Source organism: Actinophytocola sp. (assembly GCF_035942955.1).
In the GTDB taxonomy this organism is placed as follows: domain Bacteria; phylum Actinomycetota; class Actinomycetes; order Mycobacteriales; family Pseudonocardiaceae; genus DASYTH01.
On sequence record NZ_DASZCQ010000234.1, the window covers coordinates 12981 to 35593 of the forward strand.

Below are 22613 nucleotides of genomic sequence, written 5' to 3' on the forward strand. Positions count from 1 at the left end.
CCGGAAAGCCTTAGCTTTACCGGACTACCCTCGGAAACTTTTCCGTCTCGTCCCACGCGTGGCTTCAGCCTCAAGGGAGAGGACATGGCCAAGTTCACCACCATCGTGGCGGCGGCGTCCGCGCTCGCACTGACCCTGGCCGCGTGCGGCGGCGGGGACAGTGGTGGCGGCACCACCAACGCCAACCCGGACGACGGCACCCAGCTGACGATGTGGGTCCGCTCGGCCACCGACCAGTTCAGCCAGCGCTTGGTCGACGCCTACAACTCCAGCCACAAGAACAAGGTGGCGCTGACGATCATCCCCAACGACAACTACCTGACCAAGGTCGGCACCGCCGCCGGATCGCGCAGCCTGCCCGACATCCTGGCCTCCGACGTCGTCTACACCCCGAACTACACCAAGCAGGGCCTGTTCCAGGACCTCACGGCGGAGATCAAGGCGCTGCCGTACTACGACAACATCGCCAAGTCGCACCTGGACGTCGCGTCCTATCAGGACAAGATCTACGCCGTCCCGCACAAGCTCGACTCCTCGGTGTTCTTCTGGAACAAGGACCTGTTCCGGCAGGCGGGCCTCGACCCGGAGAAGCCGCCGAAGAACTTCGACGAGATCTACGAGTACGCCAAGAAGATCACCGCGCTCGGCAACGGGATCACCGGCTTCGACCTCGCCGGCAACTGCGGCGGCTGCGGCGTCTACACGCTGTTCCCGTACGCCTGGGCGGACGGGCGCGAGGTACTCTCGGCAGACGGCAAGAAGGTCGATATCAACAACGACTCGTTCAAGAAGATCTTCACTCTCTACAAGCGGCTGTCCGATGAGAACCTGGTGGACTCCAGCGACAAGACCCAGGACGGGTCGACCTGGCCGGCGAACTTCCTTGCCGGCAAGGTCGGGATGCTGCCGCTCGGCTCGCCCATCGTCGGCGACCTGCTCAAGCAGACCAAGTTCGAGTGGGGCGTGACCGCGCTGATGTCCCCGGACGGCTCGAAGACCTCGACGTTCATCGGCGGCGACGTGGCCGGCATCTCCGCCACCTCGACCCACAAGGCGCAGGCGTGGGACTTCCTCAACTGGACACTGGAGGAGAGCCAGCAGGTGGAGATCATCTGCAAGAACGGTGACCTCCCCGGCCGGACCGACCTGTCGGGCAACAAGTACACCGCGGCCGACCCGCGCACCAAGACCATCGCCGACGGGCTGAAGAACGGCAAGACCCCGTTCGCCCTGCCGTTCGGCGACCTGTTCAACAACCCGAACGGGCCGTGGGTGGCGACCATCCGCGCCGCGCTCTACGGCGGCGAAGGCATCGACAAGGCCCTCGCCGACGGGCAGGCGAAGATCCAGCAGGGTTTGGACTCGGCCAACTGATGGCCGCTCCGCAAGCCCTGAAGGACTCCCTGGGGGCGGTCGACGTCGCCAGGGAGTCCTCCGCCGCCAGCCCGCGACCCTCGCGCGACTCGGCGGCGCGGCGACCGCTGACCGGGTGGCTGTTCGTCGCGCCGACCGGGATCGTCGTGGCCGGGCTGTTCCTCGCGCCGCTGGTGATCCTGGTCTACATGTCCTTCACGGACTGGCCGCTGCTCGGCTCGCCCGTCCCGAACGGCCTGGACAACTACCGCAGCCTCGGCGACGACGACCTGTTCGTCGGGGCGATCACGTTCACGCTCGTCTACACCGCGATCACGACGGTGGTGCTGTTCCTGATTGCGTTCGTGCTCGTGGCGATCTCCAACAGCGCGCGCCGCGGCGTCCGCTTCTACCGCACCGCGTACTTCCTCCCCTACGTCGTCGGCGTCGCCGCCGCGTCGACGATGTGGTGGCTGGACGCGCAGGACCAGATCGGCCTGTTCAACCAGGTGCTCAAGGGCCTCGGGCTGATCGACCAACCCGTCGGGTTCCTCGAGACGCCGGGCAAGGCGCTGTTCACCGTGATCGCCCTCGTGGTGTGGAAGTTCATCGGCTTCCAGGTCATCGTGCTGCTCGTCGGCCTGCAGTCCATCCCGCACGAGTACTACGAGGCGGCCAAAGTGGACGGTGCGTCGACCTGGCAGCGGTTGCGCTACATCACCGTGCCCAGCCTCAAACCCACCCTCGCCCTGCTGACCGTGCTGTCGATCACCGGCTCGCTGCTCGCCTTCGACCAGTTCTACGTGCTTACCCACGGCGGCCCGGACAACAGCACGGTGACCGTGGTGCTCGCCCTGTACAACCGGGCGTTCCAGTCGTTCCAGCTCGGCGACGCGGCGGCCCAGGCGGTGGTGCTGCTGGTGGTCCTGGTCGTCATCAACGTCATCCAGCTTCGCCTGCTGCGGAACCGGGAGAGCTGATGACCAGACCGCTTCGCACCGCGCTGTTCCACGGGTGGAGCGCCGCGCTGGCGATCGCGTTCCTGTTCCCGTTGCTGTGGGCCCTGCTCAACTCGCTCAAGACCACCGACGAGGCCAACCAGCAGCCGCCCACCTGGTTCCCGCATAGCCTCTCGCTGGACAACTACCGCAACCTCACCACGTTCGACCAGGGCATCGGCACCTACCTGGTGAACAGCATCCTGGTGTCGGCGATCACCGTGATCGGCTCGGTCGTGGTCTGCGTGCTCGGTGGGTACGGCTTCGCCCGCTTCACGTTCCGGGGCAAGAGCCTGCTGTTCGGCTCGACGCTGGCGATCCTGATGGTGCCGTACGCGACCATCCTGCTGCCGCTGTACATCCTGCTCAGCCGGATCGGCCTGGGGAACACGCTGCTCGGCCTGGCCCTCGTGCTGGTCATGTTCCAGCTTCCGTTCGGCATCTTCCTGATGCGCAACAGCTTCGAGGCGATCCCGCGCGAGCTCGAGGAGGCCGCGCTGGTCGACGGCTGCTCGAGCTTCGGCGCGTTCCGGCACGTCTCGCTGCGCATCGTGCTGCCCGGGGCGGTCACCGTCGCCCTGTTCTCGTTCCTCACCTCCTGGAACGAGTACCTCGCGCCGCTGATCTTCCTCAACGACGGGTCGAAGTACACGCTGCCGGTGATGCTGGTGAACATCCGGTACGCCTCGTACAACATCATCGATTTCGGTGCGCTGCAGGCGGGGATCGTGATCGCGATGGTGCCCTGCCTGGTGGTGTACCTGCTCCTGCAACGTTTCTATGTCAGCGGCCTGGTCGCCGGCGCCCTGCGCGGGTAAGAGTCGAAGGAGAACCACGTGACGCCTCCCATCCGCGGGCCGGTCTCGCCGCTGGCCACGTCGCGCCTGGCCGTGCGGCCGCTCGGCCTCGACCAGGTCGAGCTCACCGGCGGGTTCTGGGCCCGGTGGCAGCGGCAGAACCGCGAGGTGACCACCCCGCACGCGCTGAGCTGGCTGGAGCGGGACGGCTCGGTGGCGAACCTGCGCAGCCTTGCCAAAGTGGGGAGCTCTGTGCCACATCAAGGCATGTGGTTCAGTGACTCGGATGTCCACAAGGTACTGGAGGCGCTGTCCTGGGACCTCGGCCGCGCGCCGTCGGCCTACCTGTCGGGCTCGGTGAGCGAGCTGGCCGAGGTGCTGCGGGCGGCGCAGCAGGAGGACGGCTACCTCAACTCCTACGTGCAGGCCGGGCACGACGTCCGCTGGGACAACCTGGTGATGAGTCACGAGCTGTACTGCATCGGGCACCTGATCCAGGCCGGCGTGGCGCACGCGCGCGCGACCGGAACCGACGAGCTGCTCGACATCGCCCGGCGCGCCGCCGACTGCGTCGTGCGGGACTTCGCCGAGCTGCGGCGCAAGGACACCGACGGCCACCCGGTCATCGAGATGGCGCTGGTCGAGCTGTACCGGCAGACCGGTTCCCGGCCGTACCTGGAGCTGGCCCAGCAGCTGATCGACGTGCGCGGCCACCGGGTGCTCGATCCCAAGGGACACTTCGACTCGACCTACTACCAGGACGCCGTTCCGGTGCGCGAGCAGTCCACGGTGGTCGGTCACGCGGTGCGCGCCCTGTACCTGCTCTGCGGCGTCGTCGACGTCTACACCGAGACCGGCGAGCGGGCGCTGCTCGACAGCGCGCTGCGGCAGTGGGAATCGTTGCTGGCCACCAAGATGTACCTCAACGGCGCGGTCGGCTCCCGGTTCGACGGCGAGTCCTTCGGCGACGAGTACGAGCTGCCGCCCGACCTGGTCTACGGCGAGACCTGCGCGACCATCGCCAGCGTCATGCTGTCCTGGCGGCTGCTGCTGGCCACCGGGCAGAGCCGGTTCGCCGACCACATCGAACGCGCGCTGCACAACCTGTTCGCCGCGTCCACCTCGGTCGAGCGGGACGCGTTCTTCTACAACAACCCGGCCCAGCGCAGGACGGCCCGACCGGCCGCCCCCACCCAGACCCGCCCGCAACGCGCCGAGGCCCCCGGCACCCGCCCGCACTGGTTCCAGTGCGCCTGCTGCCCGCCCAACATCATGCGCACGGTCGCCTCCCTCGGCGGCTACGTCGCCACGTGTGCCGACGACGGAATCCAGATCCACCAGTACCTGCCGGCCGTGATCAACGCGCCCGCCGGCTCGCTCACCATGGCCACCGACTACCCGCTGGACGGCACCGTCGAGCTGACCGTCACATCGTCCACGAGCGACACTCCGTGGACGCTGGCCCTGCGGATCCCCGACTGGTGCCGTGGCGCCACCGTGACGGTCAACGGCGACGCCGCCTCGGCGTCGCCCGGTGAGCGTGGCTACCTCGAGCTCGCGCGGCCCTGGCAGGAGGGTGACCGGATCACCCTCACCCTGCCCATGCCGCCGCGCCTGACCACCCCCCACCCGGCCGTCGACGCACTGCGCGGCACCGTCGCCATCGAACGCGGCCCGGTGGTGTACTGCCTGGAAAGCCCGGACCAGGCCGACGGCGTGGACCTCAACCACGTCGAGATCCTCGTCGACGAGCCGCTCGCCGAGGAGCCGCGGCCGGATCTCCTCGGCCAGCCGGTCATCGTGGTCACGGCGGCCGGCTTCGCCCGCGACGACTCCGCCTGGGCCGGCTCCGGCTGGGCCACCCTCGGCGAGCAACCCCCACCCACCGGCCGCCCGGTCCGGCTCACCGCGATCCCCTACCACCTCTGGGCCAACCGCGGCCCATCGGTCATGCGCATCTTCATCCCCACCCGCCACACTTAACCCCGTGTTGGCGCCTGGCGTCGTCGTGTTGGCGCCTGGCGTCGCGTGAGCGGCCAACACGGCGACGTGAGCGGCCAACACGGCGGTATTTCCCGCGCTTCTTCCGCATCCGAGGAACCACAGGACGACTGTGGAAGGAGACGGGTATGTCCGAGGTGTACCAGGCGCGGGCGGACGCGGACCGGGCGTTGTTGCTCGCCCGGACGGAGTCGCCGTTCACGATCACCGTGCGTTTTCTCGGCGGGTTGACGCAGCGGCAGATGGACGCGTTCGCGACGGCGGCCGACCGGTGGGTGCGGGTGATCGTGGGCGATCTGCCGGACGTGGAGCTCGACGGCGAGGTGATCGACGACGTCCTGATCGTCGCGCGGGGCGAGGAGATCGACGGCGAGGGGCAGGTGCTCGGGCAGGCACGGATCACCCACGTGCGGCCGCGGGGCGCCGAGCCGTCAGCGCTGCTGCCGGTGCGCGGTGAGATGACGTTCGACAAGAAGGATCTCGCCCGGATGGAGACCTCGGGGACGCTCGGGGATGTGATCACCCACGAGATGGGGCACGTCCTCGGGCTCAGCGGCGGGCTCTGGGCGGCCAAGGGCCTGCTGGTCGGCGCCGACACCGACGATCCGACGTTCTCCGGGCCGGCGGCGATGGCCGAATACCACAAGCTGCGCGGCGGATCGGGCGATCCGGTGCGGGTGCCGGTGGAGAACACCGGCGGACCGGGCACCAGGGGGACGCACTGGCGCGACGAGGTGTTCGGCAACGAGCTGATGACGGGCTTCGTCAACCGGCCGCCGAACCCGCTGAGCCGGGTCACCGCCGCCGGCCTCGGTGACCTCGGCTACCAGGTCGACGTCGACGCAGCCGACGACTACGACCTGCCGTCGGCCGACGCGCTGCTGGCGGTCGTGGCGCAGGAGCGGGTGCCGTGCCACAGCCTGGTTGCGATGCGAGACGACCCGGTCGAGGTGTCCCGCGAGAGCGTGAAAGCCTGATCCCACAAGACGATCGGCCGGTTCCAGGGGGACCGGCCGATCGTCGTTCAGCAGCTCCAATGCATTTTCAACCGGTCGATGTCCCCCCAGAGCCCGGGGTCGAACGTGGCCAAGGCGCGGAACCGGTACCGCTCGGCGCTGCTCGGCATGGTCCGCACGAACTTGCGCCAGTCTCCCCCGGTCGGATGCTCGTTGGCCAGCGAGCCCAGAATGGCACGGTTGCGGTCGAGCAGGTCGACGTGCCAGATCACCCACGCGTCGTCGTCATCGCCGCTGCTGACCGTCCCGTCGAACATCGCGACGCCGTTGGGAAACAGGGTCCACGTGGCGCCCTCGAACATCGTGCAGTCACCGCTGCGGATCAGCCCCCAGGTGAACTCCCACGGTTCCCAGCCGGTGAGGTGCACCGCGCTCACGTTCGCTACTTCCCTGATGACAGACCGGTTCATGGCTCTGCCCCTTACCCTCGAACGTCCGATGTTGACACTCAGCAGATGCCATGCCCCCGTTGACTGATACCCGGCTACCGGCCGGGAGTCGCGGGCAGGGCAAGCGCGACGGCAAGACCATCGTCCAGGAACATGAGCCCGCGCTCCCCGAACCGCCGGAAGGCGTTCGCCACCACGGAAACCGGCACACCGAGACCCAACTCGCGGTGCACGGCCATGGCGGTACGCGGCCGGTCGACACAGGCAAGGTAGATCTCGGCGAGCGTGTCGCGGAACGTGTAGGTGCCGCGGCTGTCCCGGTGCCGCCCGTCGTAGATCTGCAGGAACCCGGGCGCGGACCGGTAGACGAGCACCGGCGGCGGATCGGCCCGCCACGCGGCCGACCACCGCGTCACCGCGTCGCCCAACGCCTCGTAGGCGGCCGGGTCCAGCGCCTGCTCCAGCTCGTAGTCGAAGAAGTAGGCGACCCGCTCGATGTCCACTGTGGCCGGATACACCCGCCGGTAGCTGGGCTCGGGTTCCCGCCACCGCATGGGAAACCGGTCCGGCCGAGTGAACAGCGGGCTGAACCGCTCCAACCACACCCGGTCGGCGCTGGCCGGCGGCTGCAGGTGGACCAGGTGCGGCACGACGGCCGCCTGCGCGGCGTAGTCCTCGGCCGTCTCGCCGGGGAACCCCCACAGGATGTTCCAGTCCACGATCATTCCGTAATACCGGGCCCAGCGCAGGACGTTGACGTTCTGCGCGGCGCGCACCCCCTTGTCCATCAGCCGGAGCACGTGCGAGCTGAGGGACTCCAGACCCGGCTGCAGGCGGGCCACACCCGCCTCGGCCAGCAGCTTCAGCTGCGCCCGGGTCAGGTTCGCCTTGACCTCGTAGAAGATCTGGTAGTCCCGGCGTCCCGCGGTGATCGCCGGGAACAGCCTCTTGAGGTAGGCCGGGTCGAGGATGTTGTCGACGGCCTCGAAGCGGAAGCTGCGGTACCGCCGCGCCTGCTGATCGAGCTCGCCGAGCACCCGCTCCGGCGACTTGGCCCGGAACCGCATGGTGGTTCCGTTGAGCCCGCAGAACGTGCAGTGGTGCTTGGCGCCCCACCAGCAGCCCCTTGCGGACTCGAAGGGAATCGCGATGTGCTCGGTGGGCAGCCCCAACCGCGCCGCACGGTCGAAGTACTCGCCGTAGTCCGGCGCCGGCAGCTCGTCGAGCCGCGCGTGCGGCGCGGCCGGCGGGGTCGCGACGACCCGGTCGCCGGCCCGCCGGGCCACCCCGGGGATCCCGGACGGTTCCGCGCCGGATGCCAGCGCGTCCAGCAGGCGGGGAAACGCCGTGTCGCCCTCGCCGATGACCGCGAAGTCGACGCATTCGACGGAACGCACCAGCTCCAAGCCCATCTCGCCGTCGAAGTTGGCTCCGCCGAACACGGTCACGAGGTCGGGATACCGCCGTTTGAGCCGGCGGGCCAGCGCGAACGACGCCGCATTCTGCTGAAACGTCGAGCTGAACCCGACCACCCTGACCCCGTCGAACTCGTCGACGAGCGCATCAAGGAACGCGGGTACGTCGTGCTCGCGGATGGCGAGCAGACGCTCCCGCGCGCTCCCGGCCTCACCGGCCAAATAGGACAGTTCGGCCTCGAACTCCGCGAGGAGCTTGCCGTCCGGGTCGGGCGCCGCGTCGCCGAACGCCTCGACCGAGAACAACCAGTCGCCGAGCTGCCGGCCGCGATGGTCGGCCAGCAGCCGGTAGTGGTCCAGCCCGATCCGCACCGCGAAGTCGAGGTTGGCGTGCAGGGTGCGCACCGGAAACCCGTGCGCCTCCCCGATCGCCTTCAGCAGTCCTAGTTGGATGGACGGGCGGTCGGCCTGCTGGAACGGCATGCAGACGATGACGGTGGGCCACGCCGCCCGCGACGCGCGCGGGACGTGCTCGGCCCGCTCGGCGACGGCGGTCACGGATGGGATCCGCGACTGATTCCGCGACTGATCCCCGCGGCGGGGGCTTTGCCGATCCCGGTCGGCCAGGACCGGGTGATCATGGCGCTCGACGTGATGCTGGCGTCCTGGTACGCCAGGATGACCGCCGCCTGGTCCGGTTCGAAGCAACCGTCGAACTCGTCGTCGAGGGACTCCTCCGGAACGGTGGCGTCGAAGGCGATCCGCAGGATCGCGTCGAGCAGGGCGCGCTGCGCCTCGGTCAGGTCGAGCTCCCTGAGCTTGTCGCACAGGTCGGTGAGCTCCTCCTGGGTGATGGACTGGTGAGCCATGACATTCCTCCTACGGCTTCGAGTTTCGTCCACTGTCTACTTCAGCCGAGCTTCGCCCGCACCTCGTCGGCGTCGGGATGGCCGAGCCGCTCGAGGATGTCGTACGCCTGCTGCCACCCGGCGCGCGCCGACTCGGCGTCGCCGGTGGCCTGGCGCAGGTCGGCCAGCGCGATCAGCACGATCGCCTCGTTGATGAGATATCCGTTGCGGTGAAAAAGCTCCAGCGCCTTCTTGTGGCAGGCGATCGCCTGGGTGTTGTCGCCGAGCTGGCTGTGGGCGCAGCCGAGGCTGTGCAACGTCTGGGCCGCGCCCAGCTGGTCGCCGAGGCGCACCTGCAGATCGAGGGCCTCCTGGCAGTACCGCACGGCGGCGGCGGGCTCGCCGAGCAGCGCGTGGAACCAGCCGACGGCGTTGAGCTCCTTCGCCTGCCCCGCCTGGTGATCGGCCGCCCGGAACAGGGCAAGGGCCCGTTCGGCGTGCCCGAGCGCGTCGGCGATCTCCTTCTGCCGTTCGAGCAGCCAGGCGAAGTAGTGGTGCACGTAGGCCTGCCCGATCCCGTCGTCGGCCTTCCGGTACAGATCCAGCGCGGCGCTCAGATCCCGGCCGGCGTCGTCGTACCGGTCGAACCAGATGTAGGTCGTGCCCAGATAGCAGTGCGCGAACGCCTGTTTGAGCCCGTCGCCGAGCCGGCGCGCCGCGGCCAGCGCCACGGTGAGCGCGTCGATCTCGTCGTGCCAGTGCCCCTGCATCGCCAGGAAGCGGCGGATCGACCAGACGAGCTCCCAGACCTGGGTGTCGAGCTCGGTGTCCTGGTGCAGCGCCATGAGCAGGACACGGTGCTCGGCCTTGAACCAGGCGAGGGCGTGCGCGTGGTCGGCGATCCGTTCGGACTCGGCGCCCGGCGGAAGCGGGGTCAGCGTTGGCGGCACCTCGCGGCGGGGATCCAGGAAACCGTCGGCGTGGTAGGCGGTGTGCGCGTAGTACCCGAGCATGCGGCGGATCGCCTGGTCCCGGTCCGCCGGTGATTCCTCCACGGTGGCCAGTTCGGCGGCGTAGGCGCGCAGCAGATCGTGGCAGCCGTACCGGCCGGGGCTGTGCTCGGTGATCAGATGCGCCTGGGCCAGCTCGGCGAGCACCGGCCGGATCCTGGGCACCGGTAGGCCGGCCAGGCTCGCCGCGGCGGGGCGGCCGATGTCCGGTCCGGGATGCAGGCCGAGCAACCGGAACAGCCGGGCGGCGGCCGGACTCAGGCCGAGGTAGGACCAGGAGAACACCGCCCTGGGGTCGGTGGCCGGGTCGGCGCCGGCGAACTCGTCGAGGCCGCCGCGGGCTTCGCGCAGCTGCCCGGCCAGCGCGGCAAGGCTGAACCCGGGATGGGTGGCCGCCCTTGCGGCCACCACGGCCAGCGCAAGCGGCAGGCTCGCGCACAGCCGGATGATCTCTTCGACCGCGGCGGGCTCGGCCGCGACCCGGTCGGCGCCGATCCGCGCGCGCAGCACGGCGTGCGCCTCGGTCCGGTCGAGCAGATCGACCGGGATCGGCCGCGCGCCGGCCGTGACCAGGCCGGCGAGCTGGTTGCGGCTGGTCACCAGCGCCACGCTGCCGGGCGCGCCGGGCAGCAGCGGGCGCACCTGCTCGGCGTCGCGGGCGTTGTCCAGCACCACCAGCACCCGCCGGTTCGCGAGCAGGCTGCGGTACAGGCCGACCTGAGCCTCCACTGTGGTCGGAACCCGGTCCGGCGGCACCTCGAACGCCTCGAGGAATCCCCGCACCGCCTCGGCGGGATTGACCGGCGAGCCGGTCGGGTCGAACCCGCGCAGGTTCACGTACAGCTGGCCGCCGGGGAAGCCGGCGCGGACCCGGTGTGCCCAGTGGACGGCCAATGTGGTCTTGCCGACCCCGGCGGTGCCCGAGAGCACCACGATCCGCGCGGTCGCCGACCCCCCGTCGGCGAGGTCGTCGAGCCGGCGCAGCTCCGCCTCGCGCCCGGCGAAGCCGTGGGTGTCCGGCGGTAGCTGGGCGGGCGTGGCGATCGGCGCGCCGGTGGGCGCGGCGGCCGGCTCGCCTGCGGGCGCGGCCGGCAGCTCACCCCGCAGGATCGCGCCGTGCAGCGCGCGCAGCTCCGGACCGGGGTCGGTGCCGAGCGCGTCGGCGAGCCGCTGCCGGACGACGGCGTAGCGCTCGACGGCCTCGGCGTCGCGCCCCGCGGCGTGCATGGCGCGCATGAGCAGCGCCTCCAGCGGCTCGGCAAGCGGATACTCGCCGATGAGCTCGGGCAGCGTGCCGATCACCGCGGCGGTGTTGCCCAGCCGCAGCTCGATCTCGCCCCAGGTCACGGCCGCGTCGAGGCGCCGCCGGTGCCAGGCCGTGCGGACCCGGCCGGCCCAGTCGCCGCCGATCCCGGCCAGCGGCGCGCCGCGCCAGCAGCGCAGCGCCTCGGTCAGGGCCGCCGCCCGCTCGGCATCCGTGCCGCGCGGGTCCTTTCCCCGCTCGACCAGGCGGTTGAACCGGTGCAGGTCGACCAGATCCGGGTCGATTTCCAGCACGTAGCCGGCGCTTCGGCGGGCCAGCCCGGCCGGCGTGCCCGCGGCCCGGTTGAGCAGCCGGCGTATTCGACTCAGATGCGAATAGAGCACATTCCGGGCCTCCGCGGGCGGATTGTCACCCCAGACCCGGTCGATGAGCGTCTCGATGGGAACCGGGCGCCCGGCGTCGACCGCGAGCGCGGCGAGCACGGCCTGCTGGCGCGGCGTGCCGACATCGAGCAACTGCCCCGCGACCTGTAGCTGCATCTCCCCGAGCAGCCGGAACTCCATCCCGAGAGTCTCCAGGTGTGGTCGGCACGTCGCCAACGGTTTAACCGATGGCTTAACCGATGCTGCCTGGTCCGCAAGGTCGCTGCAAGGTCGGCGAGCAGGGCGTGGCGAAATCGTGAGACCCGTCCACATCGGTCCGTGGTGATCGGCCCCGGTCGGTGTGGGAACGGAGGAGGAACGATGCACCACGACTCGCCGGTCGCGCCGTTGCTGGAAAATGCGGCACGCGGAATGGAATCGGCCTGGGCGGAAATCGTCAAGCGCTACGCTCCGCTGGTTTTCTCGGTGTGCCAGCGGTACGGCATCGGCGGCGCGGACGCCCAGGACGTCGCCGGCTCGGTCTGGCTGCGGCTGGTGTCGAACCTGCGGACCATTCGCGAACCGGAGGCGCTGCCCGGCTGGCTGCTGACCACCGCCCGGCACGAGTGCCTGATGCTGCTGCGGCACAAGAACCGCCAGATCCCCACCGACGGCGCGCTGTTCGGTGCCGTGGTGGATCACGACATCGACGCGAGCCTGATCGGCGACGAGCGCCGCGCCGCCGCGAGGGCGGCCTTCGCGGCGCTGCCGCCGCGGGACCGGCAACTGCTGTCGATGCTGTTCAGCGACCCGCCGAAGCCGTACAAGGAGATCAGCTCGACGCTGGGCATCCCGGTCGGCGCGATCGGCCCGACGAGGGCCCGCTGCCTGAGCCGGGCGCGCCGCACGCCCGCGATCGCGGCGCTGCTCGTCGCCGACCGACCGGACGGCGTGCCGCACGTCTCGCATGACCTGCAGAGCGACCGGATCGCCGGCTGATACCCGCGAATGGAAAATGCTGTGATCCGCGTCCCGTCACGCACAAATTGGATTGAGCCGTTCGGACGCTTCCCGATTGTCCATTCCGGTCGCGACGTTGCGCGGCCAGCCTTGCCCTGGACGGGCTGCTCCGGGCCGCGGACAACGGACAACGCGACGTGTTCTCCGGAGAGTCACTCCTCGGGGAGGACCCCGAAACCGTCGCCGGGCTACCGCATTGCCCACCCGGGACGGCTAGTGCTCGACCTGCACCTGCAGCCGCCGCGCGGTGTCGAGCCAGGCCGAACGTTCAGCGCGCAGAGGGTGGGCGGCGGGGGTGGCGGCCAGTGCCGCGCGACCCAGCTCGACGGCTTCGTCCACATCGGACGGCTCGCCGGCCTGCTCGAACCGGCACAGCAGCGCCATCGCGAGGTTGAACAGCGCGTCGGCGTGATCGGGCGGTCCGGTCAGCACCTCCTGCCGGAACAGGGAGATCGCCCGCTCCAGGTGATCGATGCGGCCGGTCCGGTCGTACTCGCCGAGCAGCGCCACGCCGGCGTCGTAGGGCGACGCGAGCCCGAGGAAGTCCCGCACGCCGGCAGGCACCAGCCGAGGGTCGACGGCGTGCAGCCTCGTGTAGAGGGCGGTCGCCAGGTGCAGGTCGGCCTCGCCGTGCTCCGGCCGCAGCGCCTGGTACCGGCACAGGTGCAGCGCCGCGACGCGGGACAGGCTGCCGGCGTCCGGATCACCCGACGCGGCCAGCTCGGCCACCACGTCGAGGGCCCGTTCCTCGAGCACCCCGGAGGGGTCCCCGCCGGCATGCCGGGCGATGCGGTCGTCGAGATCGGCGAGGAGCCGGTCCTTCATGGTTCACCATCGTGCCCGAGCCTTCGGCCGCCTGAAACCGCCCGAGAGCACCTGAAACCGTGGTGAAACCCGGGTGAACCGGTCGGGTCGCAGGCTTTGAGCATGACAACGACAAACCTCAACCAGTCAGCGATCGCGGTGGTCGGGCTGCGGAAGTCGTTCGGGGACAAGGTTGTGCTCGACGGCATCGACCTGGACGTGCCGCGCGGAAAGATTTTCTCGCTGCTCGGGCCGAACGGCGCGGGCAAGACCACGACCGTCAACATCCTGTCCACCCTGATCCGCGCCGACGGCGGGCAGGCGTGGGTGGCCGGGCACGACGTGGCCGCCGAGCCCGACCCGGTGCGCGCCGCGATCGGCGTCACCGGGCAGTTCTCCGCGGTGGACCACCTGCTCACCGGCGAGGAGAACCTCCGGCTCATGGCCGACCTGCACCACCTGGGCAAGGCCGAGGGCCGCCGGCGCGCCGCCGAGCTGCTCGAGCGGTTCGACCTGGTCGAGGCCGGCAAGAAGATGGCCCAGACCTACTCCGGGGGCATGGGCCGCCGGCTCGACCTGGCGATGACCCTGATCGGTGACCCGGAAGTCATCTTCCTCGACGAGCCGACCACCGGCCTGGACCCGCGCAGCCGCCGCGGCATGTGGCAGATCATCCGCGACCTGGCCAGCCGGGGCGTCACGATCTTCCTGACCACGCAGTACCTGGAGGAGGCCGACCAGCTCTCCGACCGGATCGCGGTCCTCGACCACGGCAGGATCGTCGCCACGGGCACCCCGGACGAGCTCAAGCGGCGCATCCCCGGCGGGCACATCCTGCTGCGGTTCGCCGACGCCCGCAGCCTGGCCTCCGCCGCGGAGGTGCTCGGCAACGTCACCCGCGACGACGACGCGCTCACCCTGCAGGTCCCCAGCGACGGCAGCATGCGGGCGCTGAAGACCCTGCTCGACCGGCTCGACGACTGGTCGATCGAGGTCGACGGGCTGACCGTGCACACCCCCGACCTCGACGACGTCTTCCTCACCCTCACCGGTCAGCCCACGAACGAGGAGGTCACGACCTCATGAGCACCCTGTCCTACGCCCTGACCGACTCGGCGACGATGCTGCGCCGCCAGCTGCGGCACATGCTGCGCTATCCGGGCCTGACGGTGCAGCTGGCCCTCATGCCGATCATCTTCCTGCTGCTGTTCGTCTACGTCTTCGGCGGCACGCTGGGCAACGGCATCGGCGGAGGTTCGGGCGGCCGCGACGCCTACGTCAACTACGTGGTCCCCGGCATCCTGATGATGATGGTGGCGCTCGGCGCGACCGGCACCGCGATCTCGGTCTCCATGGACATGACCCAGGGCATCATCGCCCGGTTCCGCACCATGGCCATCGCCAGGGTGTCGGTGCTGACCGGCCACGTGGTCGGCAGCATGATCCAGACGATGCTCGGCTGCGGCCTGGTCACGGTCGCCGCGCTGCTGGTCGGGTTCGACCCGAACGCGACGGCGGTCGAGTGGATCGTGGTGGCAGGTGTCCTTGCGATGATCACCTTCGCGCTGACCTGGCTGTGTGTTGCGCTCGGCCTGGCGGCCAAGACCGTCGAGTCGGCCAGCAACACCCCCACCCCGCTGACGATCCTGCCCTTCCTGGGCAGCGGGTTCGTCCCGACCGACTCGATGCCGGGCTGGCTGCGGGTCTTCGCCGACTACCAGCCGTTCACGCCGATCATGGAGACGATCCGGGGGCTGCTGCTCGGCACCGGGATCGGCAACAGCGGCGTCGTCTCGATCGCCTGGTGCGCCGGCATCGCGCTGGTCAGCTACATCTGGGCGAAGAAGCTGTTCAACCGCGATCCCGCAGGCAAGTGAGCGCCGCGGCCCGTAACTGATCACGATCAAGGCCGGCGTACGACGAGACCGCCTCGTCGTACGCCGGCCCGTCGGCGCGCTCGGCGTCCCGGCGGGCCTGGGCGGACGACATGGTCGGCTGGAAGTTCGTCAGGAACCGGAACCGCTCCGCCAGCGCGATCAGCCGCACCCCGGACTTGTGCTCGCCCCGGGCGAGGTCCACCATGCCCAGCGCCAGCAGCAGCGTGCCGGCCAGCGGCAGCTCCATCAGGTACGGCGGCGGCTTGGCCATGGGGTTCGAGAGGATCCTCGTCGCCGAGTCCAGCAGCTCGCCCGCGACGGCGTCGACCCGATCGAGCCGGCCGTGCCGGGCGTGGGCGACCACGGCGGTGGCCCGCGACTCGATCCCCCACGGATCCAGCTCGGCCGGAATGCCGGGATACAGGTTGCCGGGGGCGTTGCGCACCTGATCGACGACCCGCCGCCAGGCGCGCAGCCCCGTCTCGATCTCATCGCGCGCGAGCTGCACCTCCGCCCGCACGGCCAGGGCATAGCCGAGCGCGCTGTAGACCTCGATGCGCTCCGGCGCCGACGCCAACCAGCGCGCCGCCTCGTCGACGGCGCCGATCTGCAGGCTGGCGAGCACGATCCACAACCGGAGCCCGGCCGCGTCGGGCGCGCCGAGCCGGTCCAGCACCGGGAGGGCTTCCAGCAGCATGTCGCGCGCCTCGCCACCCCGTTCGAGCTGCAGGCACAGTTCGGCGACCCGGCACCGGGAGGTCGCCTGCAGCCACGGGAGGTCCGCGGCCGCGAACGACTCCTGCGACCGCCTGGCGCAGTTCAGGGCGCTGTCGAGGTCGCCGCCGCCCTCCCAGGCATAGCTGGCGAGTTGGTTGGCGGCGCCGGCCACGAGCGGCTCGTCGCTGGCGCACAGCGCGTGGATGGCCTCGATGCCGTCCGGCGCCGAGACGAGCACCAGCGAGACGGCGCCGGCCAGGGTGTTCGGCGGCGCCGGCGGCAGCCGGCGCAGGGCGACCAGCGTGCGGGCCGGGTGCGGACCCTTGAGGGCGAAGGCGAAGCTGGTCATCAACACCAGGGCCCCCCGGGTGACCTCGACGAGTCCGGGCTCGGGCCGGAAGTGCGACAGCAGCCAGCCGGTCTCCTCGGTCATGGTCGTCAGCCGGGTGTATTGGGACTCGATCGCCCACAGGACGCCCAGCACGGCGGCGGTGGCCGCGACCGTGGCGCCGTCCCCCCGGGTGATCGCGTGCCGCTGCGCCTGCAGCAGGTTGTCCTGCTCGGCCCGGATCAGCTCGATCGCCGCGTACGGCTCACGACTGAGCGACGCCTCGTGCTGTGCCAGCCCGAACCCCCTTGCCCAGCCGAGGAAATCGGTGACGACCGGGTCGGTCTCCCCGGCCTGGTCGCGGCGCGCGGCGCTGAACTCGCGCACGGTCTCCAGCATCCGGAAGCGCGTGCCGGACGGAGCGTCGATCACCTTCAGCAGCGACTGGTCGACCAGCTCCTCCAGGATCTCGCCGTCCCCGACGAGCCGCTGCGCCGCGGCCGAGGTGAACCCGCCTGGGAAGATCGACAGCGCCCGCATGGCCCGCTGCCCGGCCTCGTCGAGCAGGTTCCAGCTCCAGTCGACCACGGCCTGCAGGGTGCGGTGCCGTTCCGGTGCGTCCCGGGAACCGCCGCGCAGCAAGGAGAACCGGTCCTTGAGCCGGCCCGCGATCTCGGTGACCGACATGACCCGGACCCGCGCCGCGGCCAGTTCCACCGCCAGCGGCAGCCCGTCCAGGTGCGCGCACAGCTCGCTGACCACGGGCTCGGGAAGATCCACCCCGGGCCTGGCCGCCCTTGCCCGCTGCGCGAACAGCTCCACACAGGTCGGCGGGCTCAGCTCCGGCAGCAGGTACACCGACTCCGACGACAGGCCGAGCGGGGCCCGGCTGGTGGTGAGCACCCGCAGCTCCCTCGTCATCGACACCAGGGCGTGCACCAGCTCGGCCGCGCCACGGATGACGTGCTCGCAGTTGTCCAGCACGAGCAGCGCGGAGCCGGGGCCGAGGGCCTCGACGATCCCGGGCAGGACGTCGCGGGGACCGCCGGGGAGCCCGATCCGGGCCTCGCCGACGCCGAGCACCGACGCGACCTCGCCGAGCACGTCCTCGTCGGTGGTCACCCCGGCGAGCGCGACGAGGTGCACGAACCGCTGCTCGGCCTGGCGGCTCACCACGTGCGCGAGCCGGGTCTTGCCGAGGCCGCCCGGCCCGACGATCGAGGTGACCCGGGAGGAGCGCACCATGGCGGCGACCGCGGCGATGTCGTCGTCCCGGCCGAGCAGCGGGTTGGGCTCGTGCGGAATGCCGTGCCGGACGGCCGGCGCCTCGTCGTCGAGCAGCTGCCGGTGCAGGGCCTGCAGCGCCGGCCCCGGATCGGTGCCCAGCTCGTCGCGCAGCGCCCGGCGGTACGCCTCGTACCTGGCCAGCGCCGCGGCCGGGCCCGCCGTCGCCGCCTCGCAGCGCAGCAGCTCCAGCAGGATCTCCTCGTCCCTTGGCCGCTGCCGGGCCAGCTCGGCGAGCGGCTCGACCGCCTCGTCCCGCCGGCCGAGCCGGGACAGCGCCAGCGCGCGGGCCCGCAGCAGCGACCGGTGCGTCGCCGCCCGCTCGAGGCGCAGCTGGGACACCGGATCGTCGGGCGTGCCGGCGCCGTCGGCGGTGGCCCCGTTCCACAAGGCGAGCCCGGCCTCGGCGTGCGCCAGCGCGGCCGCGTGGTCGCCGGCCCGCGAGCTGCGGGCGCTGGCCGCGGCGCTGAGCAGGACGGCGGAGGCGTCGACCTGATCCTCGCCCAGCGCGAGGCGGTAGCCGGTGGGGGTGGTGACGATGACCTCGGCGCCCAGCTGCGCCCTGGCGCGGGAGACCAGGATCTGCAGCGCCTTGGTCGGGTTCTCGGGTTGCTCGTCCGGCCACAGCCCGTCCACCAGCCGGGCCGTGCTGGCGCCCGTGCGCAGGTCACCGGCCAGCAGCGCGAGCAGCCCGCGCAGCCGCGGGCTGGTGATCTCCCGGTCCCGGTAGGAGACCCGGGACAGCAGGGCCAGCTCGGTGGTCACCGGCCCAGGTTATTGCGCGCCCGGCGTTCGGCGGGAGCCGGCGCGGGTACTCGCGGGTGTGATGACCACGCCACCGGAACCCGACCAGCCCAGGCCGCCCGTGCCGGACCCGGATCCGATTCCGCCCGTGCCCGAGCCGGACCCGGTGCCGCCGATCGGACCGGAGCCGCTGCCGCCGATGCCGCCGACCCCGGACCCGCCGCCGGTTCCACCGGGGCCCTGACCGCTCAGCGGAGCTGATACCTCCGGCCTTCGACGCCCCACTCGCCGAACGGCGGGTCGACGCCCAGGTCGATGGCGTGGATCGACGGCCGGCCGATGTGCGCGAACACCAGCCGCCGGACGCCGTGCTCGCGGGCCGCGCGGGCGGTGTCGGCCACGCAGGCATGCCCGCCGGCGTTGCCGGCGAAGCGGATGGGGCGGTTCCAGCCGGCGGCGTCGGCGAACATCAGGTCCGCTCCCTGCGCCCATGCGGGGAACTCCCAGAACTCCGGGGCCCACACCGCCCGGCCCCGGCCGTCGTCGATGAGGTAGCCGTAGGTCGGATGTGCCGTGTGGACCACGGGTTGCGGCTCGACGCGCAGCGTCCCTCGCACGAAGCCGGCCACCGCGGCCGCGGTCCCGCGGGTCCGGGCGAGGCGCCGGATCTCGCGAATGAGCTCGGCACGGGCGTCGGTGACCAGCCAGGCGTCGATGTGCCGATCGGGTTCGGCGCCCATCCCGCCGTCGAACATGACCCGCCAGCCATGCGCGGACAGCAGCAGACCCGCCGGCCGGTACCGGGGCGAGCTCATCGCGCCGACCCCGAGCAGGGTGAGCCTCATCGGACCGCGGGCCGGCACGGGATCTCGTCGGCCAGGAGGTTGCCGATCCCGGCGCGTTCGGCCAGCACCGGGCGGAAACCCTCCACATCGGGTGGCTCCGGCACGGCACCCGGTTACCCGTTTCCGACTCCCGCACACGGGTACGCCACGGTCATGACCCGGACCGTGCACCTGTCCGACCGGGAGGTCGAGCTGTCCAACCTGGACAAGCCGATGTTCCCGGCCGACCGGCTGAGCAAGGGCGACGTGATCGGCTACTACCGGGCCGTCGCCGACGTGATGGTCCCGCACCTGGCCGGGCGGCCGCTGGTGCTGCGCCGGTACCCGGAGGGGATCGAGGCCGGCGGGTTCGTTCAGCAGAAGGCGTCCGACTACTTCCCGGACTGGCTGACGATCGCGAGGGCGCCCCGGCGCGGTGGGGACGGCACCGTGGACCACGTGGTGTGCGACGACGCCGCGACGCTGGTGTACCTGGCCAACCAGGCCACCATCGAGCTGCACGCCTGGTTGTCCACAGTGGACGATCTGGAGCGTCCGGACCGGCTGGTCGTCGACCTCGATCCCCCGCCGGGCACCGACGTGGCGACCCTGCGTCGGGTGGCAAGGGCCGCGCGCGACCTGTTCGGCGCGGTGGGGTTGACGCCGTTCGTGCAGGCAACGGGGGGACGCGGCTTCCACGTCGTCGCCCCGCTCGACGGATCCGCGGACTTCGAGTACGTCCGGGACCTGGCCGGGGAGCTCGCCGAGCACCTCGCGGCACGGGACCCGGACCGGCTGACCACCGCGCAACGCAAGCAGCGCCGGGGAGACCGCATCTTCCTCGACGTGAACCGCAACGCCTACGGCCAGACGTTCGTCGCGCCGTACTCGCTGCGCGCCCGACCCGGCGCCCCGGTCGCCACCCCGCTGGACTGGTCGGAGCTCGGCCGGACCACACCCGACGGCCACCACCCGCGCGGAATCCGCCAGCGTTTCGGCCGCAAGACCGATCCGTGGGCCACAATGGACGAGCATGCCACCGCCGCGGCCACCGCCCGGCGCAAGCTCGACGCGCTCGGTTGACGATCGGAGCCCGACCATGGCGGACAGCCGCCCCACCGTGCTGTTCCTGTGCACCCACAACGCCGGCCGCTCCCAGATGGCCCTCGGCTTCCTCACCCACCTCTCCGGCGGCGCGGCCGTCGCCCTGTCCGGCGGCTCGACCCCGGCCGGCGAGGTCAACCCGGCCGCCGTCGCCGCGATGGCCGAGCGCGGCATCGACATCTCCGGCGAGCACCCCAAATCCTGGACCGACGAGATGGTCGGCGCCGCCGACGTGGTGATCACCATGGGTTGCGGCGACGCCTGCCCCGTCGTCCCCGGCCGCCGCTACGAGGACTGGGCCCTCGACGACCCGGCCGGCCTCGACGTCGCCGGCGTCCGCCCGATCCGCGACGAGATCGAGCGCCGCGTCCGCCGGCTACTCGCCGAGCTCGGCGTCCGCGCCGGCTGACCCGCGATCGACGAGCGCGACGAGCTTCTTGGGGGCCAGCACGCAATAGCTTTCGGTGAGCAGTTCGGCGACCTCGGTCCAGTCCGTGCCGGCGTCGAGCACCATGCCGACGACATCGGGCGCCCAGTCCGGCTTGTAGAACGGCGGGCCGGCGTTGGCCAGCACGGCGAGCTCCGGGCCGCGTGAGCGGAACGTCATCACCGTGACCGGCCCGTCGACCGGCACGGCCCGCGCGTAGGCCGGCGGGTAGCCCGAGTCGATCGCGAGCACGTGGGCGAAGGTGCGCTTGCGGATCCGCCACCGGGTGCCCACCCAGGCCTGCTCCTCGTACGCCTCCGGCAGCCCGAGGCACAGCGGCCGGAGCCGGGCCAGGACCTCCGCCGGCACGTCGGCATATTCGTACCGAGCCATGGCCTCCTCCCCGGTCTCCGCGGCCATTGTCGTCGTGCCGACCAACGGAACCTCAGGGGACCGTGACGGCACCCAGCCACATCTACCGGACATCCGCACCGTTCGCTGCAACGCGACGACCGCATGGAAATCCGCAAGAGGCGGACTAGCTCAGTCGTCCAGGAAGGTCAGGTCGAGCTGGGCGAGCCGGTCGGGGTCGGCGAGGATGTCCATGGCGACGATCTTCCCGCCGCGGATCGTGAGGCCCATCACCGCGTACACCCGGCCGTCCACCATCGTGACGACGCCCGCGGCCCCATTGACCAGCGCCGGCCGAACCCGGTGGGCGGTGGCGATGCGGCGGAAGGTGAGCGCCTGCTCGGCCACCGTCCGCGCGCCGCGGACCTCGCGGGTCGCGGCCGCCAGCGGGCCGCTGTCGGCGCGGAGCACGACGTCCGGGTCGAGCACCGCGAGCAGCCCGTCGAAGTCGCCGTCGCGGGAGGCCGCGAGGAAGGCGTCGACGACCTCGCGCTGCCGGGCCAGGTCGGGGTCCGGCGCCGGCGCCGCGCCCTGCACCCGCCGGCGGGCGCGGCTGGCCAGCTGCCTGGCCGCGGCCGGGGAGCGGCCCACGATGTCGGCGATCTCGTCGAACGGCACCGCGAACAGGTCGTGCAGCACGAACGCCAGCCGCTCGGCCGGCGCCAGGGTGTCGAGCACCACGAGCAGCGCGAGCCCGACCGAGTCGGCCAGCAGCGCCTCGTGCTCGGGGTCGGCGTCGGCGCCGCCGGCGGGTCCGATGATCGGGTCGGGCACGTGCACGCCGAGCGGCTGCTCGCCCCGCGTCCGGCGGGAGCGCAACATGTTCAGGCACACCCGCGCGACGACGGTGGTCAGCCAGCCGCCGAGGTTGTCGACCTCGCTGGTGTCGGCCCGGCTCAGCCGCAGCCACGCCTCCTGCACCGCGTCGTCGGCCTCGGCCAGCGAGCCGAGCATCCGGTAGGCCACCGCCCGCAGATGCGTCCGGTGCTCCTCGAATCGGCGCGCCATCCAGTCGGTCTCATCCATCGGTCACATTCCTCCGTTGCCAGGTGTCAATGCACTGACCGATGAGAACCGGCCGATGTGACCGGGAATCAGCAACCGACTGTTCTTAAGGAGAGTGAAACATGCAGGCACGGATGGAGCACCCGGCCATGGTCGTCCCGGGCGCCATGAAGGCCCTCACCGCCCTTTCCGCCTCGGCGGAGAAGGCCGGCCTGGCCAGGGAGCTGCTCGAGCTCGTCCACCTTCGGGCGAGCCAGATCAACGGCTGCAGCGTCTGCGTCGAGATGCACGCCCGCTACCTGCGGAAGGCGGGTGAGACCGACGAGCGGCTCTTCTCGGTGGCGGCCTGGCGCGACGCGCCCTACTTCACCGACGCCGAGCGCGTCGCGCTGGAGCTCACCGAGGTCGTCACCCGCGTGGCCGACCGGCCCGACCCGGTGTCCGACGACCTCTGGTCCGAGACCGTCAAGCACTTCGACCAGCGGCAGCTCGCGGCCCTGCTCCTGGCGATCTCCTCGATCAACGTGTGGAACCGCCTCAACGCCGCCACCCGCCAGGTGGCCGGCACCGCGGGCGTCTGACCTGGGGGTGTCGTGAGCCTTTCCGTTGCCACAC

At 71.3% G+C, this 22613-nt stretch carries 20 protein-coding genes; 11 read left to right on the plus strand and 9 right to left on the minus strand.

Features of this window, described 5'->3' with window-relative positions; translation table 11 throughout:
* The first annotated feature begins 84 nt into the window (after window positions 1-84).
* The 5 genes from VGX25_RS24295 (at window position 85) to VGX25_RS24315 (ending at window position 6126) form a co-directional block, all read left to right on the plus strand.
* On the plus strand, window positions 85-1374 hold the full coding sequence (locus VGX25_RS24295) for a sugar ABC transporter substrate-binding protein (protein ID WP_326920201.1): 1290 nt from the start codon (window positions 85-87) through the stop codon (window positions 1372-1374).
* Window positions 1374-2333 (plus strand): sugar ABC transporter permease, encoded by a 960-nt coding sequence (locus tag VGX25_RS24300; RefSeq protein ID WP_326920202.1) that lies wholly within the window; start codon window positions 1374-1376, stop codon window positions 2331-2333. The genes VGX25_RS24295 and VGX25_RS24300 overlap by 1 nt, the downstream gene beginning before the upstream one ends.
* Window positions 2333-3169, plus strand: coding sequence for a carbohydrate ABC transporter permease (locus tag VGX25_RS24305; protein WP_326920203.1), 837 nt, complete (start codon window positions 2333-2335; stop codon window positions 3167-3169). Before VGX25_RS24300 ends, VGX25_RS24305 begins: the two co-directional genes overlap by 1 nt.
* An 18-nt stretch (window positions 3170-3187) precedes the next feature.
* On the plus strand, window positions 3188-5131 hold the full coding sequence (locus tag VGX25_RS24310) for a glycoside hydrolase family 127 protein (protein WP_326920204.1): 1944 nt from the start codon (window positions 3188-3190) through the stop codon (window positions 5129-5131).
* Between the two features lie 146 nt (window positions 5132-5277).
* Window positions 5278-6126, plus strand: coding sequence for a leishmanolysin-related zinc metalloendopeptidase (locus VGX25_RS24315; RefSeq protein WP_326920205.1), 849 nt, complete (start codon window positions 5278-5280; stop codon window positions 6124-6126).
* A 47-nt stretch (window positions 6127-6173) separates the two neighbouring features.
* Here the strand turns inward: VGX25_RS24315 and VGX25_RS24320 are convergent, their stop codons facing one another.
* From VGX25_RS24320 to VGX25_RS24335, 4 genes are all read right to left on the minus strand, one after another.
* Window positions 6174-6575: a DUF6294 family protein gene (locus VGX25_RS24320; RefSeq protein ID WP_326920206.1), complete on the minus strand. Its 402-nt coding sequence runs from the start codon at window positions 6573-6575 to the stop codon at window positions 6174-6176.
* Between the two features lie 74 nt (window positions 6576-6649).
* Window positions 6650-8527 carry a RiPP maturation radical SAM C-methyltransferase gene (locus VGX25_RS24325; RefSeq protein WP_326920207.1) on the minus strand — a complete coding sequence of 626 codons (1878 nt, stop codon included), beginning with the start codon at window positions 8525-8527 and terminating at the stop codon, window positions 6650-6652.
* Window positions 8524-8838, minus strand: coding sequence for a hypothetical protein (locus VGX25_RS24330; protein WP_326920208.1), 315 nt, complete (start codon window positions 8836-8838; stop codon window positions 8524-8526). The genes VGX25_RS24325 and VGX25_RS24330 overlap by 4 nt, the downstream gene beginning before the upstream one ends.
* A 41-nt stretch (window positions 8839-8879) precedes the next feature.
* Complete coding sequence (locus VGX25_RS24335) at window positions 8880-11654, minus strand: AfsR/SARP family transcriptional regulator (RefSeq protein WP_326920209.1); 2775 nt, start codon at window positions 11652-11654, stop codon at window positions 8880-8882.
* Between the two features lie 180 nt (window positions 11655-11834).
* Between VGX25_RS24335 and VGX25_RS24340 the strand changes: the two genes are divergently transcribed.
* Window positions 11835-12452: a sigma-70 family RNA polymerase sigma factor gene (locus tag VGX25_RS24340; RefSeq protein ID WP_326920210.1), complete on the plus strand. Its 618-nt coding sequence runs from the start codon at window positions 11835-11837 to the stop codon at window positions 12450-12452.
* Window positions 12453-12686: 234 nt separating this feature from the next.
* On the opposite strand, the gene VGX25_RS24345 is transcribed toward VGX25_RS24340, so the two are convergent.
* On the minus strand, window positions 12687-13298 hold the full coding sequence (locus tag VGX25_RS24345) for a hypothetical protein (protein ID WP_326920211.1): 612 nt from the start codon (window positions 13296-13298) through the stop codon (window positions 12687-12689).
* A gap of 102 nt (window positions 13299-13400) precedes the next feature.
* Here VGX25_RS24345 and VGX25_RS24350 point away from each other — a divergent pair, with 102 nt between their 5' ends.
* Together VGX25_RS24350 and VGX25_RS24355 are read left to right on the plus strand one after the other, a co-directional pair.
* Window positions 13401-14363, plus strand: coding sequence for an ATP-binding cassette domain-containing protein (locus tag VGX25_RS24350; protein ID WP_326920212.1), 963 nt, complete (start codon window positions 13401-13403; stop codon window positions 14361-14363).
* Complete coding sequence (locus VGX25_RS24355) at window positions 14360-15154, plus strand: ABC transporter permease (RefSeq protein WP_326920213.1); 795 nt, start codon at window positions 14360-14362, stop codon at window positions 15152-15154. The genes VGX25_RS24350 and VGX25_RS24355 overlap by 4 nt, the downstream gene beginning before the upstream one ends.
* Here VGX25_RS24355 and VGX25_RS24360 read toward each other — a convergent pair.
* The gene (locus VGX25_RS24360; protein ID WP_326920214.1) at window positions 15129-18248 is read right to left on the minus strand and encodes an ATP-binding protein; all 3120 of its coding nucleotides are present in this window, start codon (window positions 18246-18248) and stop codon (window positions 15129-15131) included. The two genes, VGX25_RS24355 and VGX25_RS24360, sit on opposite strands and share 26 nt — an antisense overlap.
* A 227-nt stretch (window positions 18249-18475) precedes the next feature.
* Window positions 18476-19072 carry an MBL fold metallo-hydrolase gene (locus VGX25_RS24365; protein WP_326920215.1) on the minus strand — a complete coding sequence of 199 codons (597 nt, stop codon included), beginning with the start codon at window positions 19070-19072 and terminating at the stop codon, window positions 18476-18478.
* A 153-nt stretch (window positions 19073-19225) separates the two neighbouring features.
* On the opposite strand from VGX25_RS24365, the gene ligD reads away from it, so the two are divergent.
* On the plus strand, window positions 19226-20134 hold the full coding sequence (gene ligD / locus VGX25_RS24370; RefSeq protein WP_326920216.1) for a non-homologous end-joining DNA ligase: 909 nt from the start codon (window positions 19226-19228) through the stop codon (window positions 20132-20134).
* 16 nt (window positions 20135-20150) lie between these two features.
* Window positions 20151-20564: an arsenate reductase ArsC gene (locus VGX25_RS24375; protein WP_326920217.1), complete on the plus strand. Its 414-nt coding sequence runs from the start codon at window positions 20151-20153 to the stop codon at window positions 20562-20564.
* Here the strand turns inward: VGX25_RS24375 and VGX25_RS24380 are convergent.
* Window positions 20532-20975 carry an MmcQ/YjbR family DNA-binding protein gene (locus VGX25_RS24380; RefSeq protein WP_326920218.1) on the minus strand — a complete coding sequence of 148 codons (444 nt, stop codon included), beginning with the start codon at window positions 20973-20975 and terminating at the stop codon, window positions 20532-20534. The genes VGX25_RS24375 and VGX25_RS24380 overlap by 33 nt on opposite strands.
* A gap of 150 nt (window positions 20976-21125) precedes the next feature.
* Window positions 21126-22019 carry an RNA polymerase sigma factor SigJ gene (gene sigJ, locus VGX25_RS24385; protein WP_326920219.1) on the minus strand — a complete coding sequence of 298 codons (894 nt, stop codon included), beginning with the start codon at window positions 22017-22019 and terminating at the stop codon, window positions 21126-21128.
* Window positions 22020-22120: 101 nt separating this feature from the next.
* Here sigJ and VGX25_RS24390 point away from each other — a divergent pair, with 101 nt between their 5' ends.
* Complete coding sequence (locus tag VGX25_RS24390) at window positions 22121-22579, plus strand: carboxymuconolactone decarboxylase family protein (RefSeq protein ID WP_326920220.1); 459 nt, start codon at window positions 22121-22123, stop codon at window positions 22577-22579.
* The last annotated feature ends 34 nt before the right edge of the window (window positions 22580-22613 follow it).